Annotated in this window: 16 protein-coding genes; 10 read left to right on the top strand and 6 right to left on the bottom strand. The window is 63.1% G+C overall.

What is annotated here, in order from left to right:
• The first annotated feature begins 88 nt into the window (after positions 1-88).
• The 3 genes from ACK4HL_RS09130 to ACK4HL_RS09120 are packed head-to-tail and all read left to right on the top strand — an operon-like array spanning position 89 to position 2,222.
• Positions 89-1,465 (top strand): FAD-binding oxidoreductase, encoded by a 1,377-nt coding sequence (locus tag ACK4HL_RS09130; RefSeq protein WP_409758991.1) that lies wholly within the window; start codon positions 89-91, stop codon positions 1,463-1,465.
• Between the two features lie 57 nt (positions 1,466-1,522).
• Positions 1,523-1,843, top strand: coding sequence for a GYD domain-containing protein (locus ACK4HL_RS09125; RefSeq protein ID WP_409758988.1), 321 nt, complete (start codon positions 1,523-1,525; stop codon positions 1,841-1,843).
• 28 nt (positions 1,844-1,871) lie between these two features.
• Positions 1,872-2,222: a YybH family protein gene (locus tag ACK4HL_RS09120; protein ID WP_409759184.1), complete on the top strand. Its 351-nt coding sequence runs from the start codon at positions 1,872-1,874 to the stop codon at positions 2,220-2,222.
• 16 nt (positions 2,223-2,238) lie between these two features.
• On the opposite strand, the gene ACK4HL_RS09115 is transcribed toward ACK4HL_RS09120, so the two are convergent.
• Entirely contained in the window at positions 2,239-3,492 is a 1,254-nt protein-coding gene (locus tag ACK4HL_RS09115; protein ID WP_409758985.1) for an FAD-dependent oxidoreductase, read from the bottom strand.
• Positions 3,493-3,644: 152 nt separating this feature from the next.
• The gene (locus ACK4HL_RS09110) at positions 3,645-4,127 is read right to left on the bottom strand and encodes an N-acetyltransferase family protein (RefSeq protein WP_409758982.1); all 483 of its coding nucleotides are present in this window, start codon (positions 4,125-4,127) and stop codon (positions 3,645-3,647) included.
• A 252-nt stretch (positions 4,128-4,379) separates the two neighbouring features.
• Between ACK4HL_RS09110 and ACK4HL_RS09105 the strand changes: the two genes are divergently transcribed.
• Together ACK4HL_RS09105 and ACK4HL_RS09100 are read left to right on the top strand one after the other, a co-directional pair.
• Positions 4,380-5,723, top strand: a complete 1,344-nt coding sequence (locus ACK4HL_RS09105) for an FAD-binding oxidoreductase (RefSeq protein ID WP_409758979.1) — start codon at positions 4,380-4,382, stop codon at positions 5,721-5,723.
• A 22-nt stretch (positions 5,724-5,745) separates the two neighbouring features.
• Positions 5,746-6,651, top strand: coding sequence for a dihydrodipicolinate synthase family protein (locus ACK4HL_RS09100; protein WP_409758976.1), 906 nt, complete (start codon positions 5,746-5,748; stop codon positions 6,649-6,651).
• 16 nt (positions 6,652-6,667) lie between these two features.
• On the opposite strand, the gene ACK4HL_RS09095 is transcribed toward ACK4HL_RS09100, so the two are convergent.
• Positions 6,668-8,158, bottom strand: coding sequence for a winged helix-turn-helix domain-containing tetratricopeptide repeat protein (locus ACK4HL_RS09095; protein WP_409758973.1), 1,491 nt, complete (start codon positions 8,156-8,158; stop codon positions 6,668-6,670).
• A gap of 136 nt (positions 8,159-8,294) precedes the next feature.
• On the opposite strand from ACK4HL_RS09095, the gene ACK4HL_RS09090 reads away from it, so the two are divergent.
• Positions 8,295-8,510 (top strand): hypothetical protein, encoded by a 216-nt coding sequence (locus ACK4HL_RS09090; RefSeq protein WP_409758970.1) that lies wholly within the window; start codon positions 8,295-8,297, stop codon positions 8,508-8,510.
• 1 nt (position 8,511) lies between these two features.
• Here ACK4HL_RS09090 and ACK4HL_RS09085 read toward each other — a convergent pair whose 3' ends face one another.
• A complete protein-coding gene (locus tag ACK4HL_RS09085; protein ID WP_409758967.1) occupies positions 8,512-9,633 on the bottom strand; it encodes an alpha/beta fold hydrolase in 1,122 nt (373 codons plus the stop codon).
• A 271-nt stretch (positions 9,634-9,904) separates the two neighbouring features.
• On the opposite strand from ACK4HL_RS09085, the gene ACK4HL_RS09080 reads away from it, so the two are divergent.
• From ACK4HL_RS09080 to cysK, 4 genes are all read left to right on the top strand, one after another.
• Entirely contained in the window at positions 9,905-10,471 is a 567-nt protein-coding gene (locus tag ACK4HL_RS09080) for an OsmC family protein (RefSeq protein ID WP_409758964.1), read from the top strand.
• A gap of 103 nt (positions 10,472-10,574) precedes the next feature.
• On the top strand, positions 10,575-11,810 hold the full coding sequence (locus ACK4HL_RS09075; RefSeq protein ID WP_409758961.1) for an FAD-dependent oxidoreductase: 1,236 nt from the start codon (positions 10,575-10,577) through the stop codon (positions 11,808-11,810).
• Positions 11,811-11,821: 11 nt separating this feature from the next.
• Entirely contained in the window at positions 11,822-13,006 is a 1,185-nt protein-coding gene (locus tag ACK4HL_RS09070; RefSeq protein WP_409758958.1) for an NAD(P)/FAD-dependent oxidoreductase, read from the top strand.
• 9 nt (positions 13,007-13,015) lie between these two features.
• Positions 13,016-14,497, top strand: a complete 1,482-nt coding sequence (gene cysK / locus ACK4HL_RS09065) for a cysteine synthase A (protein ID WP_409758955.1) — start codon at positions 13,016-13,018, stop codon at positions 14,495-14,497.
• A 50-nt stretch (positions 14,498-14,547) separates the two neighbouring features.
• Here the strand turns inward: cysK and ACK4HL_RS09060 are convergent, their stop codons facing one another.
• Positions 14,548-14,721 carry a hypothetical protein gene (locus tag ACK4HL_RS09060; protein WP_409758952.1) on the bottom strand — a complete coding sequence of 58 codons (174 nt, stop codon included), beginning with the start codon at positions 14,719-14,721 and terminating at the stop codon, positions 14,548-14,550.
• Between the two features lie 326 nt (positions 14,722-15,047).
• Positions 15,048-16,013 (bottom strand): glutathione S-transferase family protein, encoded by a 966-nt coding sequence (locus ACK4HL_RS09055; protein WP_409758949.1) that lies wholly within the window; start codon positions 16,011-16,013, stop codon positions 15,048-15,050.
• Positions 16,014-16,048 lie beyond the last annotated feature (35 nt).

Raw genomic sequence — 16,048 nt, 5'->3', positions numbered from 1 at the left:
TACGGACCGACATGTCTGAATGCGTCCATCGAGCGCGAGCAGTGAAGCCTGTTGTCCGCGCCCATGCAACCGAAACAGGGAGGATGAGATGCTCGACAACCCCGTGCTGAGTCTGCGGCAGATGATCCGCGGCCCTGCAATCGGCAAGGAAGACCCGGGATACGAGGAGGCGCGATCCCTTTATAACGGTATGATCGACAAGAAACCGCTGGCGATCGCCAGATGCGCCGACGTCGCCGATGTCGTCTCCGTCGTGAACTATGCGCGCGACAATGGCTTGCCGCTCGCAATCCGCTGCGGCGGGCACAATGGGCCCGGGCTCGGCAGCGTCGACGGCGGCATCGTCATTGATCTCTCGCTGATGAAGAGCGTGTGGGTCGATCCGGTGACCCGTCGGGCGCGGGTCGCGGCAGGGTGCACACAGGGGGACGTGGATCACGCAACCCAGGCCTTCGGCCTGGCTCTGCCGGCAGGAATCATATCCACCACGGGGCTTTCGGGCCTCACGCTCAGCGGTGGCCACGGCCACCTGACCCGCAAGTTCGGCCTCACCATCGACAACCTCATCGAGGCCGAAGTGGTGCTCGCCGACGGCCGCATCGTGACGGCGAGCAAGGCGCAGAACGAAGACCTTCTGTGGGGCCTCAAGGGCGGCGGCGGAAACTTCGGCGTCGTTACCAGCTTCCTGTTCCAACTGCACCCAGTTTCCTCGGTTTTCGCCGGTCCCATCGCCTGGGACATCTCCCATGCGAAGGACATCATGAAGGCCTACCGGGAATTCCTTCCCGGCGCTCCGGAAGAGCTCGGGATCTTCGTCGGTCTCAAGACGGTACTTTCGACGCCGCCGTTTCCCGAGGAATTCTGGGGCAAGCGTATCTGCCTCCTGATGAGTTGCTACAATGGTGACGAGAAGGAGGGAATGAAGGCCCTGGCGCCACTCCTCACGCGCCTGCCGGAGCCGCTTTTCAACTGGATGGGGATGATGCCCTATGCGGCCGTGCAGAGCATGTTCGACGGTCTCTATCCCAAGGGGATGCAGTGGTACTGGCGGGGTGATTTCGTGAAGACGCTGCCGGACGAGGCAATCGACGCTCATATCCGGATGGTGGAGAAGGCGCCGAGCGAGTTGTCCCTCATGCATCTCTACCCTATCGATGGTGCGGTACACCGCGTGGACAAGGCTGATGCGGCGTGGAACTGCCGGGACGCGACCTGGTCCATGGTCATCGCGGGAATCGATCCCGATGCCGGGAAGGCCAAGGCCATCGCGAACTGGACCAAGGCCTACTGGGAAGCTGTCCATCCCTACAATCTCGGAGGTGCATATCCGAATTTCATGATGGACGACGAGGGCGACAGCCGTCTTCGCAACACGTATGGCACAAACTACGAGAAGCTTGTCGCTCTTAAGCGAAAATACGATCCGCGCAACCTGTTCAGGGTCAACCAGAACATCAGCCCCTGAGGTGCTGAGACCGTATTTCTTCGTGACGTCATTCTCTTGCAAGACTGGGAGGTCATCATGCCTAAGATCATGTGGAGCGGTAGCTATACGCCGCAGGGAACCAAGGGAGTCATTGCCGAGGGCGGGTCCGGACGTCGCGCGGCGGTGGAGAAAATGCTCGGCTCGCTAGGCGGAAAACTCGAGTGCATGTATTTTGCCTTCGGTTCTGACGACGTCGTCTTGATCGCCGAGTTGCCCGACAATGTCAGTGCCGCGGCAGTCGGACTGACCGTCGGGGCGGCAGGCTCTGCACAAGGACGGATGACCGTTCTCCTCACGCCGGAGGAGATCGATCAGGCGGCGAAGAAGTCGCCGGAATACCGGCCACCGGGGCGGTGAATGGCTGCAGGGGAGGCGAGCACCGTTGGTGACCTTCCGGCAAACGGTTGAGGCGTTAGCAGAGCACTTCCGTCTCGCCGTTGCGCAAAAGGATGGAGCGGCCTGTGCATCGATTTATTCGGACAACGCCATCAAGGTCAATCCCGGAGGCCAGGTGGTCGAAGGCCGTGACGCGATTGGCTTCAGCTTCCAGGAGCTGTTCGACACAGGGGAGTTCATCGTGACGGGTATCGATGTGCGCGACTGCCGGTGCGACGGCGGGATCGGCTTCGCCATGCTTCGCATGAACACGATCGAGCAGCCGTTCTACGTGATGCTTGGCCTCGAGCGAAATGGCAGAGGCGACTGGTCCATTGCACAGGAGGTCATTGGCGGTTAAGTGCCAGATTGCCCGATCACGCCGGCTGCAGCTGCGGTGAAGCCTCGGCACCGCGCCACTGGACATGGCCCAGGAGAGCCTCCTCGGATGCGTCCGTGCACATTGCCTCCGGTCCTAGGCCAGCGGTATCCGGAGCGAGTTCCGGGTGTCTCGTCAGAAGATCGAACGCACGATGCCGCAGGGCGTCGCCGCTCTCCCCCATCGTGAAGAAAAGGGCGGCATTGACATGTTCGGCGCGCCGCAGCCGGTGAAAGAAGTCGTTGTGATCCGCCGCGTAACCTGCGACTGCTTTCGACCAGTCCCCTTCGGAGAGCAAATGAGCCTGCAGGAGCCTTGCGTCACGTAGCGTCCGCGAGAGGCCGCAGCCCCACACCGGGTCACTTGAACCTGCTGCGTCGCCGATCAGCACACAATTGCCGCAAACAGGATCGGACACCCACTGATGTGCGCCGTCGAACGTGGCATGCACCCCGTGCGGCTTCAGGTTCTCGATCCATTCGCGCGGTGCTCCTACCGAGATCAAATGCTCCTTGGCGTTGTTGTAATCACGTTCGCCCGACCAGCGTCGCTTCAGTGCATTCACATGGTGGAAGACATAGGCGCGATAGTTGCCGGGCCGGTTGCTGACGAGAATTGCGCCTCGTCCATTATGTCCGTCCTGGTAGAAGTACAACGCCTGGTCTGCCGGGATGCTGCCTTCCAGCTGAAGTCCACCGGAATAAAGCTGTGGCGGGTCGCGGCTTCGCCGGAAGCCCAGAAGCGTTGCTACCTGGGAGTCGCGGCCATCGGCGCCGACCAAGAGGCTTGCTTCGACCTCGCGGGGGCCATCATCGGTCTCGACCCTCACTCGCGGGACCCGTCCTATTTCGACACTGCTGACGGAAACGCCGCGCCAGAGTTCGCAACCGCAGCGCCCTGCCTCGGCAAGAAACACCTCCTGCATGTCGGGATGATAGAAGCTGACGATGCCATTGCCCCTCGGTGTCGTGGTGCGGAACTCGCGCGGTGTGCTTGCCGCACCATCGCGGATAAAGTACTCGCGCGGCAAGTGCTGGCCGCAGCTGCCCAGGAGAATATCGTGGATGCCGAGTTCGATGGCTTCCACACCGCCCCAAGGCAGCAGCACCTCACCCCTGATCCTGTCACGAAACTGCGAACTCTTCTCAACGATGAGCACATGCTTTCCCGCCCTAGCCATTGCTCGGCCAAAGGCCGAGCCGGCGATGCCGCCACCGACGACAAGGACATCATAGGCACTGCCATCTTTCACTTGCACACTCCTTCGACGAGGAGACTGCGCATGCACGGCAAGCGAGATAGAGATTACTATACTGCGCATGAAACCGGGGAGACGTCCAGCAATCTGCTGGCGCGAGATCTACCATTTCTCGCAGCTTCGGCACGGCGCAAACCGGCTCTCCCTCACAGTCGGCGGTACATGACATAGGCGTCAACAAGGCCAAGTCGCGGATGCAGGAAGGCGCCCGGGAGGGTTCCGACAATCGCGAAATCCAGCGATTGCCAGAGCCTGACTGCTCGTTCGTTGCTGCTGATCACGAAGTTGAACTGCATCGCTCGATAACCATGCTGCTTCGCCTGGGCCAGAGAGTGCAGGTGCATCTGCCGGGCAATGCCTTTCCCGGATTCGCCGGGAGCCGTGATGTAGCCGCAGTTGCAGACATGCTTTCCGCCGCCAGCCTGGTTGGCGCGAATGTAGTAGGTGCCGAGGACGGAACCTCCCGAGTCGTACACGAATGTGTGCCTGTCGCTTCCGAGCCAGTAGGCAAGGGCGTGTTCGCGGGAAATGTCTGGTTCAATTGCATAGGTCTCTCCGGCACGAAAGACCGGCCCGATGACACGCCAGACCTGGTCAGCATCCGCTAGCGTTGCCTTTCGGATCATCATGGAACAGACCTCTGCAAGAGACGTGTGGTTGCTCCCGTGTCGCACCTGAAAATTGCACGCGAGCACAAAGCAAGATCTAATGTAATTGGCTGCTTATCAATACTGCGTATTCCTGTTAGTCTGACCGGATATTTTCTCTTGCCATCGGCCCGAGCCGGTGTGGCGGCAGTTCGCGCTTGCCGCAAGCGGTATTTCGAGCATTGCCATTCCTGACTCCTCTCGCCTCGCAAAACACAGTGCAGGAGACCGGCCATGAATGCATCGTCTCTCGTCCGGCGACTGAGCGCTTCAGGGTTGGAGGGCGAAATGATCCTTCCGGGTGATCCTCGATACGATGGCGCGAGATGTGTCTGGAACGGCACCGCTGACCGTCGGCCGGAAGTGATCGTAAGGGCGCGCAGTTGCGCAGACGTCCGCAGAACGATCGATGCAGTTGCCTCGGATGGCGCGCCACTGGCGATCAGGTGCGGTGGCCACAGCCTTCCCGGACTATCCACATGCGATGGCGGGGTCGTCCTCGACCTCGGCTTGATGAACGGCATAACCGTCGATCCGCGGGCCCGTACGGCACGCGTGTCGGGAGGCGCACTGCTTGGTGACCTCGACAGGGCAGGGGCTTCCTTCGGTCTGGTGGTGCCCGCCGGCGTGGTGTCCCACACCGGCGCAACAGGTCTAACGCTGGGAGGAGGGATGGGGTGGCTCAGTCGCCGCTTCGGGCTCACCATCGACAGTCTGATGGACGCCGACCTGATCACGGCAGACGGAACAGCGGTGCACGCCAGCGCCGAAGAAGAACCAGAATTGTTCTGGGGGATCCGTGGTGGCGGCGGCAATTTCGGCGTGGTCACCAGCCTCACGTTCCGCATGCATGAGCTGGGGCCCATCACGACGGGGCGCTGGACCTATCCGCGCGATTCAGTTGAGGTGGCGCTGCGCGCTTACCGCAAGCTTGCCGCCGAGGTGCCGCGTGATCTATCCACGGCTTTCACGGTCACAGTGGACGGGTTGACAGTGTCGGCCTTCCATTGCGGAGACCTCCAATCGGCGGGTTCCGCCATTCGGCGCTTCGGACAATTGGCCAGAGGGGGCGAGGGCGAACATGGGCTGACGGACTTTCTTGCCTTCCAAAGCCGGTCTGACGAGCATTTCCGGTGGGGCAGGCGATATTATGCCAAGGGTGGGTTTCTGCATGACCTCAGTGACGACGCGATCGCCGCCATGATCGGGGCAGCGGGTTCCTCACCTACCGTTCATACCGAGATCTACACGCTTCAGCTCGGCGGCGCCGTATCTGATCTCTCGGACGAAAGCGCGGCCTATACGGGCCGCGCCGCCAACTACTACTGGATCGTCGAGCCGGTGTGGGACGATCCCGCCGACGACGCGCGCTGCATCGCCTGGGGGAGGAACACGGCGGCAAGGCTCGCTTCCGTGTCAATGAGCGGCAATTACGTGAACGAACAGGCCGATCTCGGTGGCGACGTGGCGCGACAGGCCTATGGTGCGGAGAAGTTCCGGCGGCTGCAAAGGCTCAAGGCCCGATTCGACCCCGGCAATCTTTTCAGGCTCAACCAGAATATCGAACCCTTGCCGTGAAGAATCCATGAAGGGAGGCACCATGACCGAGGAGACATTCCACGGCGTCTTTCCCTATCTGGTCTCTCCCGTCAGCCCCCGAGGCGACGTCATGGGAGATGTGCTGCATCGCCTTTGCTTGGATCTCGTGGCGGCGGGCGTACATGGGCTTACGCCCCTGGGATCAACTGGTGAGTTCGCCTATCTTACATGGGCACAACGGCGGCGCATCGTGGAGGTCGTCGTTTCTGCTTCGGCCGGGCGTGTTCCGGTGGTCGCCGGCGTTTCGGCGACGACGATTGCCGAAGCTGTTCGCCAGGCTCAGGAAATGGAGGATCTCGGCTGCAATGGCGTTATCGCCATGCTCGAGTCCTATTTCCCGATAGCGGAAGAGGGCGTCGTGCGGTATTTCAAGGCCATTGCCGCGGCCATCCGCCTGCCGATCGTACTCTACACAAACCCTGCTTTCCAGCGCTCTGATCTTTCACTCGGCGCTATCGAGGCTTTGAGCCACGTTCCCAACATCTCCTACATCAAGGACGCTTCGCAGAACACCGGCCGGCTTCTGTCGATCATGAATCGGGTCGGCGGGCGCATGCAGGTCTTTGCCGCTTCCTCCCACATTCCCGCTTGCGTGATGATGATCGGCGGCAAGGGCTGGATGGCCGGGCCAGCCTGCTTGGTGCCTCGCCAAAGCGTTGCTCTTTACCAGCACTGTCAGCGCGGCAACTGGGATGCGGCGATGAGAATCCAGCGGCAACTGTGGAGCTTCAATGAAATTTTCGCGGCCTACAATCTTGCAGCCTGCATCAAGGGGGGCTTGAACCAACTCGGATACGACGTGGGCGTCCCAGTGCCTCCGCAGCAGGCGCTTTCCCCCGAGGGGCTGGAAAGAATCCGCCGGCTGCTTGATGAAATCACACCCACGACGCGGGATGGAGGTCACTAACTCATGGTCGGTTTGCTTAACCCCAGGTGATACCCGCGCGTGTGAGGCCGTCATGCAGCCTCTCGCGCACGGCCGGATACTTGAAGGGCTCATCGGCGGCAACCTGCCGCAGGTTCCACCCAGACTCCCGGACCCGCTTTATCACTTTCTCGAAACCATCGGCAGTTCCGAGATAACCCATGCAGGCGAGCATATAGGTGTTGTCGAACACACATTCGGGAACCGCGGCGAAACTTGGCAAGGCGTCCGAGTAGCGCCCCTCGGCGAAGGCTGCGATCGCTCGAAACTCGGCGTACCATAGGGGAGGCATCGGATTCAGTCTTTCCGCTTCGTCCAGCAGCTTGTGGCCAGATGGCAGGTTACCCCTGTAGAATTCGACGAGTGCCATTTCCGCCAAGACGTGAGGATCATCGGGATTGGCCTGAAGGGCCTTCCGGTAAACCGATGCCGCTGCCTCACATCCCTCTGACCAGATGAGAGGAAAGGCGTGGGCGGTATGACAGAGGGCGCTGGCGGGATCGAGTTCGGCAGCCGTACGGCCTAGCTTCACGCTCATGGCCAGCTGGCTGCGGTCGTGGGTCGTAAACCATCTGTTGATGCAGCAGGAGGAAAGCCAGCGGAGCGCCTCGGCATTGAGAGGATTGATGTCGAGCGCCGCCTGGAAGAGCTCCGCAGCGCGCTCATTGTCTGCAACGGTCAGTTTCTTGAAGTGCCAGATTCCCCTCAGCACGAGATCGTAGCTGGTGAGGCTGTGGCTGACCACCGGGTGGCGGGTCGCGGCCTCTGCCTCGACCCGCCCCATCAGCATGCTCGCGATCAGGGATGCCACCTCGTCCTGGACGGCGAAGAGGTCCTGGATGGGGCGGTCGTAGTGCTGCGCCCAGACGGCATTTCCCGTGTGGCAATCGGTGAGCCGGGCGGCAATGCGGATGCGGGTCTCCGAGCGCCGGATGTTCCCTGTCACAATGTAATCAGCCGCAAACTGGGCCGCGATTGACCGGATGTCATCACCCATCCCGCGAATTGCACCCATTGAACGCTGGCCGGCCACCGAGATCATGCGGAAGCGCGTCAGGCGATCGATGATGTCCTGGGTCATTCCATCGCTGAAGTACTGCTCGCCAAGATCGAGGCTCATGTTTTCGAATGGCAGTACGGCGATGACGGGTTTGCGGTCGGGGCCCATGGAGACCGGAACTTCACTGGAAGCGGCTTCTGCGGGCACCGGCCCCGCGTACTTGTACCCCCGGCCGTGGACGGTCACGATCATGCCTTGATCCAGCGCCTTTCGCAACGCGGAGATGTGGACTTGAAGCGTGTTCTCCTCCACGACGACGCCCGGCCATACGGCTGAAAGTATCTCGTCCTTGCTGACGACCTGGCTGGGCTTGCTGAGCAGAAGCACCAGAATGTCGAAAGACCGGGCGGACAGCGACACCGATCCCGCCGGCCCCTCCACCGCCCGCTCCTGGCGCATCAGCCTGTATGGCCCGAAGTGCAAGACCATCACCCCCTTGAATTCAGAGTCTAGCAGATTTCAGCCCTGATGACGACCTACAGGACTCTTCAGGTTTCTTCAGGTCGCGGATTGGGATTTTCAGGCGGGCAGGCGGCAATCTCGCAGTCATTCACGGAGAGCCACAATGACCGATCTCACTGCCATCGCTCCAGTCCGCTCCCGCCGCGCCGTCGATTTCGCACAGGCGACGCCGAAGTTCAGTATCCCGATGCTCTTCGCCACCCTGGCGCAGGCCTACGGCCATGCGCTCGGCATGGCCTATGTCGAGCCCTACCGGAGAGACGGGCATTCTGCGGCCTCTTTCGAGGGCAGTGAAGATGGACGCAATCCCGAATGGTAAGTCAATCGGCCAGGAATTCGCGGATGAGGCGGGCGCACCGGTGCCAGGCGGGGTCGCTTGCGGGCAGGATATGGTTCGTGGTGTCGAGCACCGCGAATTGCGCGCCCGGAATGCCGGCTGCGAGTTCTTGTCCCTGCTCGAATGGCACGCCCGCGTCATGGCGCGAATGGATCACCAACGTGGGCGCCTTCACCTTCCCGAGCACGTCCCGGATGTCGATGTCGCCGTGCTGATCGATCGTACCGGCGGCATTCTCCCCGCTGGTGGTCTTTCTTTGCAGGTCAGAAAACCAGGACTGGCTTTCTGCGGGTGCGTCCGGCATGTAGAGGGTCGTGAGCATCTGGCGGACGGCCGGATTGTCTCTTCCCCAGCCCACGCGGATCAATTCGATCGCGGCCTTGCGGAACACCGACATGTCCTTGTCGTCGCGGTGTTTCCAGCCTCGGGCGTATCCGCCCAGCAGAATCAGCTTTCTCACCCGCTCGGGGTGCCGGGCGGCGAACACGACCGACTTCGCGCATCCCTGTGAAATGCCGAGGAGCGCGAAGTCTTCGAAACCTGAAGCGGCGATGACCGCCTCGAGATCCTCAACCTGCCTCTCGAGGCTGAAGTCGGTCACGTTCCATGCCGAGAGGCCCATGCCCCTGCCGTCATATCGCAGAAGCGTGTTCAGGCAAGCGAGTTCGGCGAAGTAGTGCCGCCAGACCGGGCTTTCCCAGTCGAACTCCAGGTGATGCAGCCAATTGGCGGCCTTGACCAGCGGCGGTCCTGAACCTGCGAGCGCATAGGCGAGGCGCGTCCCGTCCGCACTGCGGCAGTACTGGATCACCTGGCGGATATCGTTGTGGCCGGTCAAGGATGGAGCAGCCTGTTCTCCCGCTTGGACCTCGACGATCGGACCGATGAATCTGAACCCCCTCCCGTGAAAGGTCCGGAGAATACGCTGCTGCTGACCACTGTCTCCGAGCGCCCGACGCGCGGCGCTGACCGCGCTCGAGATTGCCGCATCGGAAATGAAGCGGCCTTGCCAAATGGCCGAAACGAGCTCGTCCTTCGTGACGACGCGGTCCCGCGCTTCGACGAGGTGCAAGATCAGATCGAAGACCTTGGGCTCCACCTGCACGGCGGCCCCCGAGGCCAAGATCTCACGCGCTGCCGGGTCGATGACGATGGTCTCCGACACGTACCTCATAGGTGCAATTTAGCACCTGTGGCCCCGTTGTCACGCCGCGGTGCAGTCTTGACGCTGCCAGTGACAGGGGTTTCCCAAGGCATTCCTCAGAAAATCCAAGGAAGACCGGAAAGCCCGGAGGTCTTTCATGGACTACATCGCCTCTCGCCGCCGCAGCAAGCATGCCGCGGGAGCATGAACCCCCTGAGAAACGGAAAACGACATGAACATCCAGACCAACATCAAGACCGCGGACAACGGAGTCGACGTCGCCGCGCTGCACAACATCAAGAAGGTGCTCACCGAAATGCCGGCCGCTGCCCAGTTCACCTGGCGCGCCTCCTGCGAGTGGCTCGGCGGCGTGCACAGCCGTTCGACGATGGAGACGTTCTTCGGAGCGGGCGCCGAGCAGGCGCACAAGATGCCCTTCAGCGTCGAGGCAGACCACCCGGTAGTGTTCGCCGCTCCGGACAATGCACCGACCCCCGTCGAGATCGTCCTGTCGGCGCTCGCCAGCTGTCTCACGGGCGGGGTTGCGGCCATCGCGCAGCACCGCGGCATCCAGCTCCGCTCGGTGAAGGCGAAGGTCGAGGCCGACATGAACCTGCATGGCATTCTCGGCATCGACCCCGATGTGCGCAACGGCTTCAACGCTGTCCGCATCAGCTTCGACATCGATGCCGACGCCACGAAGGACGAGATCGCGGCCGTCGTTTCCCAGTCGCAGAAGCGTTCTGCCGTGTTCGACATCATCACCAACCCCGGAAACGTGCGGGTTTCGGTGGCCTAGGCCGCCACAGACCACCATGGCCAGCGCGGCGGCGCCGCGCTGCCACACCGGCGCGCCAAGCGAGAACGCAAATGGATGTCCGTGCCGAAGGAGCATCATGTCCATGAGAAGAACAACCACTGTCATCATCGGCGCCGGTCACAGCGGCCTTGCCATGAGCCACGAACTCAGCCGCCGCTCGCTCGATCATGTGGTGATCGAGCGGGGCCGCATCGGTGAAAGTTGGCTGTCGCAGCGCTGGGAAAGCATGCGCCTGCTCACGCCCAACTGGATGAACGGCGTTTCGGGCCAGGCTGTGCGTGATCCCGATGGATACATGACGGCAGTTGACTTCGCGGGCCTGCTTTCGCGCGCGGCCGCTGCGACGTCGGCACCCGTCATGACGCACACGGAGGTCATCTCCGTGCGCACCTGGGGTGACGGCCACATCGTGCAGACGGATCAGGGCGCCATCGCCTGCGACAGCGTGGTTCTGGCGACCGGCGCCTTCGCACTGCCGCGCCTTCCCGCCTGCGGAAACGGATTTCCCGCCTCGATCATGCAGGTTCCGGCGCTGTCCTACCGCAAACCAGACCAGCTGCCGGAAGGGGCCGTACTCGTCGTCGGCGCCTCGGCATCAGGCCTGCAGATTGCGCGGGAGCTCGCCCTCGCCGGCCGGCGGGTCAAGCTGGCCGTCGGACAGCACGGACGGCTACCGCGCTGCTACCGTGGGTCAGATATCCTGATGTGGATGCATCTCACGGGCGTGTTGGACGTCCCGTTCACCAAGGTCGAGGATCTGGCGCGCGTGCGAAGCTTGCCGTCCCTGCCGTTGCTGGGCGATCCGGCGCAGCATGATGTCGATCTCAATTCGCTCCAGGCGCTTGGCGTCGAGATCGTCGGACGCCTCGCCGCAGTCACTGGCGGCAAGGCGTGGTTTTCCGGTTCGCTCGCGCATGTCTGTGCCGCGGCCGACCTTAAGATGAACCGTCTGCTCGACCGGATCGACGCCTGGATCGAGAGCAAGGGCATCGGGGAATTCGTCGAACCTCCCGAACGCCTTCCGCCCACCATGGTACCTGGTTCACCGGTCCTCTCGGCCGATCTCTCAGGCGGTGCCCTTGCAGCCGTGATCTGGGCCACGGGCGCCGCGCCGGACCACAGCTTCGTCGAGGAAGATGTCTTCGATGCCAAGGGCCGCATCCGCCACGAAGGTGGCATCGTCGGCAACGGCCTGTATGTGATGGGTCTTCCCTATCAGCGGACCGCCCGGTCATCGCACATCTCGGGCGCCGGGCGGGAGGCGCGTGCCTTCGCCCGGCGTCTGGTGAGCGCCCGCGCGATAAGCGCCGCCGCATAGGGGCCAGCAAGATGACTGTAAGACATTTCGACGCCGTCGTCATCGGTGGGCGGGTTGCCGGATCGGCGGCTGCCTTGGGCCTGGCATCCGCCGGGGCGCGCGTGCTGATCGTCGAGCGCGAAGCCGAACTGGGAGACACGCTTTCGACTCACGCTCTCATGCGTCCTGCAGTGGAGTTGCTCGGACGATGGGGACTGATCCACCCGCTCGTAAAGGCCGGGACGCCATGGGTCCGCGAGGCGCGGTTTCAGTATGGGCAGGAGCGCGTGGTGGTTCCCGTCAAGCCAAGCGCCGTGGCGGAAGGGCTCCTCGCCCCGCGACGGTGGCTGCTCGACCGGATGCTCTTCGATGCCGCAGTGTCCGCCGGTGCCGAGGCTGCGCTGGGGACGGCCTATGAGCACTGCCTCACAAACGACATGGGGCGGGTGAATGGTGCCATCCTGCGCGGTACAGGCGGGGAGAGGCTCATGGTCAGCACCGACCTTCTGATCGGTGCCGATGGCCGTTCCTCGCCGGTCGCAGGCACGATCGGCGTGGAGACCCTCGCGACCTCGCCTCATAGCGCAGCAACGCTTTACGGCTATTTCTCAGGTGTGCCGAACGAGGGCTACCGCTGGTACTTCGGGGATCGGATCGCCGCAGGCATCATTCCGACGACGTCGCAACAGAGTTGTGTCTTCGCCTCCTGTCCGCCCGAGGATTTCGCCTTGCGTTTCGGTGCAGATCCCCTGGCCGGCCTTGCCGTAACGCTGGCGGTCTTCGAGCCGGCACTCTCCGGCCTCATCCGTCGTTCTGGTGACCTCCGCCTCCGCAGGTTCCTGGGCGCTCCTGGCTGCATGCGCGCCCGGACCGGACCCGGCTGGGCGCTGGTGGGCGACGCGGCTTTCTTTCGCGATCCCGCGACCGCCCATGGCATCACCGACGCGCTGCTCGACGCGCACGCGCTGTCCTCCAGCCTGCTTGCCACAGGGCGTCTCGATGCCTACGGTAGGGAGCGAGATGCGCAATCAATTCCGCTCTTCTCGATCACGCAAGAGATCGCGAGCTTCGAATGTGAGATGGAGCGAGTGAAGGCGCTGCATGCCGAGCTGAACGCCTGCATGAAAGCCGAGTTGCCAACTGACACTGGGCACGCTCCGCGGCAGACGTTCCCGCCATTCGCGAGTGCATCGCCGCGCAGAGCACTGCAGAACTGAGGAGCCGACATGAACATTCACCCCTCGATCCTCGGCACCATCGGCAACACGCCGGTGGTGCGCCTCGTTCACATCGCACCAGCGGGCGTCGAAGTCTGCGTCAAGATCGAGGCGTTCAATCCGGCGGGCTCGATCAAGGATCGCCTTGCCCTCGGCGTCATCGAGGCTGCAGAGCGTGACGGGTCGCTACGCCCCGGCCAGACGGTGATCGAAGCCTCCAGCGGCAACACTGGAATCGGGCTCGCCATGGTTTGTGCCGTGAAGGGCTACCCTCTCGTCGTCACCATGGCCGAGAACTTTTCCATCGAACGGCGCAAGCTGATGCGGATGCTGGGCGCCAGGGTCGTTCTCACGCCCGCATCGGAGAAGGGCACGGGCATGCTCGCCAAGGCGTGCGAGCTTGCCGAGGCCCACGGATGGTTTCTTGCCCGGCAGTTCGAGAACGAGGCCAACCCCGACATCCACTCGATCACGACGGCGGAGGAGATCCTCTCGGCATTCGACGGAAAGGGGCCGGACGTGTTCGTCTGCGGGCTCGGAACCGGAGGCACCATGAAGGGGGTGGCGCGCGTCCTGCGCGCCCGGGCACCTCACACGAGGATCGTTGCCTGCGAGCCGGAGAATTCGCCGCTTCTCGCCTCGGGCATTCCCCAGCCGAAGGATGCAAGCCACCCGGCCTTCCGGCCGCACCTGATGCAGGGCTGGTCTCCGGACTTCATCCCCAAGCTCGCGCAGGACGTTCTCGACCTCGGACTCATCGATGAAATCCGCGGCGTCGAGGGCCGGGACGCCCTCGACACGGCTCATGCGCTGGCGCGGCGCGAAGGCATTCTTTGTGGTATCTCGAGCGGTGCCACCCTCGCCGTGGCACTCGACATCGCCCGTGAGGCTGCTCCCGGCACGCGCATTCTTGCGGTGCTTCCCGACACGGGCGAACGCTACCTTTCGACACCACTGTTCGCGGACATTCCCGAAGCCATGTCGGAGGAAGAGCGCGCGATCTCCGCCTCGACGCCCTCGTGCCGCTTCGACCGGCCGCGCGCGGCGGCACCTGCGGCTGCTGTGGCCGCAGCGCCTCCGCCCGATGCCCCGCCCGAAATGATCGACGAACTGGACGGGATCATCCGCAACCGGAACGAACCCGTTGTCATGTTCGCGCTCGAATGGTGTGAATTCTGCTGGTCGGTCCGGCGGTTCTTCACCGCCGCCGGCATCGCCTACCGCTCCGTCGATCTCGACGGGCCGGCTTGGCGTTCCGGCAACCGGGCCGGCGAGATGCGCGCCGCACTGCATCGGCTCACGGGCTCTCCCACCATTCCACAGGTGTTCGTCGCCGGGCGGCATATCGGCGGCGCCATGGAGACGCTCTCAGCTTTCAAGGAGCACAGCCTGGTGAGCGAACTGGCCGATCTCGGGATCGCGATCGATCCCGCGGCACTGCCGGAACCCCAATCGTTCCTGCCGGCCTGGCTGCAGCCCAGGGGTACGTGACCCCGAGCGCGGAGACGTGACACGGCCGGGCCCCGGGCCCGGCCGATCGGTCAGTTGGCGGCGGCTGCGTCGCAGGTCGCATAGGGATTGTTGTCCGCGAAGTGACCCGATGGTTTACGCTTCCACGCCCCGACATGCAGTTCTAGAAGGAGTTCAGCGTTGAACAGGTGGCCCTGCAACGCCGCTGAACCCTCGAAGGTTATGTATTCGACGGCGACGAGCAACAGCTTGCTCCCGTCCGAGGGCTCGGCCGATGGCGCAGGGAATGGGTGCATGGCCCTCGGAAACGGCGACGGACACGTCCTCTAAACGCTGGTTCGCCTTGCGCACGTCATCGACGAGCGGAGGAACGCCCTGCAAGCGGATGGAGCGCCCGTTCTCTCCGATCTCGAGCTGTCCGAAGCGGTGCAACATTGCGGCCGGTCTCGTCGTTTCCTGAACGAGAGAACCGAATAGAACGTTCAGCCGTCCTGCAGACCTTGTGTCACCCGCGCCTGCCTCACGCCAGGGAGATTACGTAACCCGGGGTGAATGGAATGCGGCTTCATCGTCAGCCGACGGAATCCAGCAACGCGGAAACATGGTCCGGCCCGGCCGGGACGATGCCCGAGGGGTTCAGGGTCTTGATCGAATAGTAACCAGCCTTGATGTGGCCAAGGTTCACCGTGCTTGCGACACCGGGCAGGCGGAGGACACGCTCAAGATAGGCGGAGAGACGCGGGTAATCGGCAATGCGCTTCCGGTTGGTCTTGAACAGGCCGTGATAGGCAGCGTCGAAGCGAATGAGGGTGACGAAAAGGCGGATGTCCGTTTCGGTGAAGCGCTCACCGAACAGGAAATCGCTTGTGAGCCGAATCTCCAGACGGTCGAGCATGGCAAAGACGCCCGCCACCGCTTCATCATAGGCCAGCTGCGTCGAGGCAAAGCCCGCCTTGTACACGCCGTTGTTCAGCTTTTCATAGATCTCCGCATTGAGCTCATCGATGTCTGCGCGGAGCGCGGAGGGATAGAGGTCGGGCCCACCCGGCGCCAGTTCGGCGAAAGCGCTGTTGAGCATCCGCACGATGTCGGCACTTTCATTGCTCACCATGGTGTCGGTCTGTTCATCCCAGAGAACGGGAACGGTCGCCCGGCCACTGTAGCCCGGATCGGCACGGGTATAGAGCTCGTGCAGATGGCGCGCGCCGTGCGCGGGGTCGGCGCCCGCACCGGGAAAACCTCCGAAAGCCCAACCCTGGCTGGTCAGCACAGGGTTGACGACGGTCACGGCAATGATTTCCTCCAGGCCCTTGAGCTTCCGCGCCACAAGGGTGCGCGAGGCCCAGGGGCAGATCAGCGCCACGTAGAGCCGGTAGCGTCCGGCCTCGGCCCTGAACCCACCCCGCCCGGTGGGGCCGGGCCTTCCGTCCGGGGTGATCCAGTTGCGGACGGAGGAAGTCTGGCGCACGAAGCGGCCCTGGTCGTCCTTGGCCTGCACCGGGTGCCAGTCTTCCGTCCATTTTCCATTCATCAGCATGTCGTTCTCCGATCAAAGGGCGTGGGGGGGCTCTT

Source organism: Aestuariivirga sp., from assembly GCF_046294715.1.
Lineage (GTDB): Bacteria > Pseudomonadota > Alphaproteobacteria > Rhizobiales > Aestuariivirgaceae > Aestuariivirga.
Note: the sequence above shows the minus strand (reverse complement) of the source record. Positions and strands in the feature narration are given on the sequence as shown.

What these genes read in the sequence shown, in the direction of transcription:
- cysK (WP_409758955.1), top strand. Translation starts at nt 13,016, where the DNA reads ATGAACATTCACCCCTCGATCCTCGGCACCATCGGCAACACGCCGGTG.
- ACK4HL_RS09130 (WP_409758991.1), top strand. Translation starts at nt 89, where the DNA reads ATGCTCGACAACCCCGTGCTGAGTCTGCGGCAGATGATCCGCGGCCCT.
- ACK4HL_RS09105 (WP_409758979.1), top strand. Translation starts at nt 4,380, where the DNA reads ATGAATGCATCGTCTCTCGTCCGGCGACTGAGCGCTTCAGGGTTGGAG.
- ACK4HL_RS09100 (WP_409758976.1), top strand. Translation starts at nt 5,746, where the DNA reads ATGACCGAGGAGACATTCCACGGCGTCTTTCCCTATCTGGTCTCTCCC.
- ACK4HL_RS09110 (WP_409758982.1), bottom strand. Translation starts at nt 4,127, where the DNA reads ATGATGATCCGAAAGGCAACGCTAGCGGATGCTGACCAGGTCTGGCGT.
- ACK4HL_RS09090 (WP_409758970.1), top strand. Translation starts at nt 8,295, where the DNA reads ATGACCGATCTCACTGCCATCGCTCCAGTCCGCTCCCGCCGCGCCGTC.
- ACK4HL_RS09055 (WP_409758949.1), bottom strand. Translation starts at nt 16,013, where the DNA reads ATGCTGATGAATGGAAAATGGACGGAAGACTGGCACCCGGTGCAGGCC.
- ACK4HL_RS09095 (WP_409758973.1), bottom strand. Translation starts at nt 8,158, where the DNA reads ATGGTCTTGCACTTCGGGCCATACAGGCTGATGCGCCAGGAGCGGGCG.
- ACK4HL_RS09080 (WP_409758964.1), top strand. Translation starts at nt 9,905, where the DNA reads ATGAACATCCAGACCAACATCAAGACCGCGGACAACGGAGTCGACGTC.
- ACK4HL_RS09070 (WP_409758958.1), top strand. Translation starts at nt 11,822, where the DNA reads ATGACTGTAAGACATTTCGACGCCGTCGTCATCGGTGGGCGGGTTGCC.
- ACK4HL_RS09125 (WP_409758988.1), top strand. Translation starts at nt 1,523, where the DNA reads ATGCCTAAGATCATGTGGAGCGGTAGCTATACGCCGCAGGGAACCAAG.
- ACK4HL_RS09075 (WP_409758961.1), top strand. Translation starts at nt 10,575, where the DNA reads ATGAGAAGAACAACCACTGTCATCATCGGCGCCGGTCACAGCGGCCTT.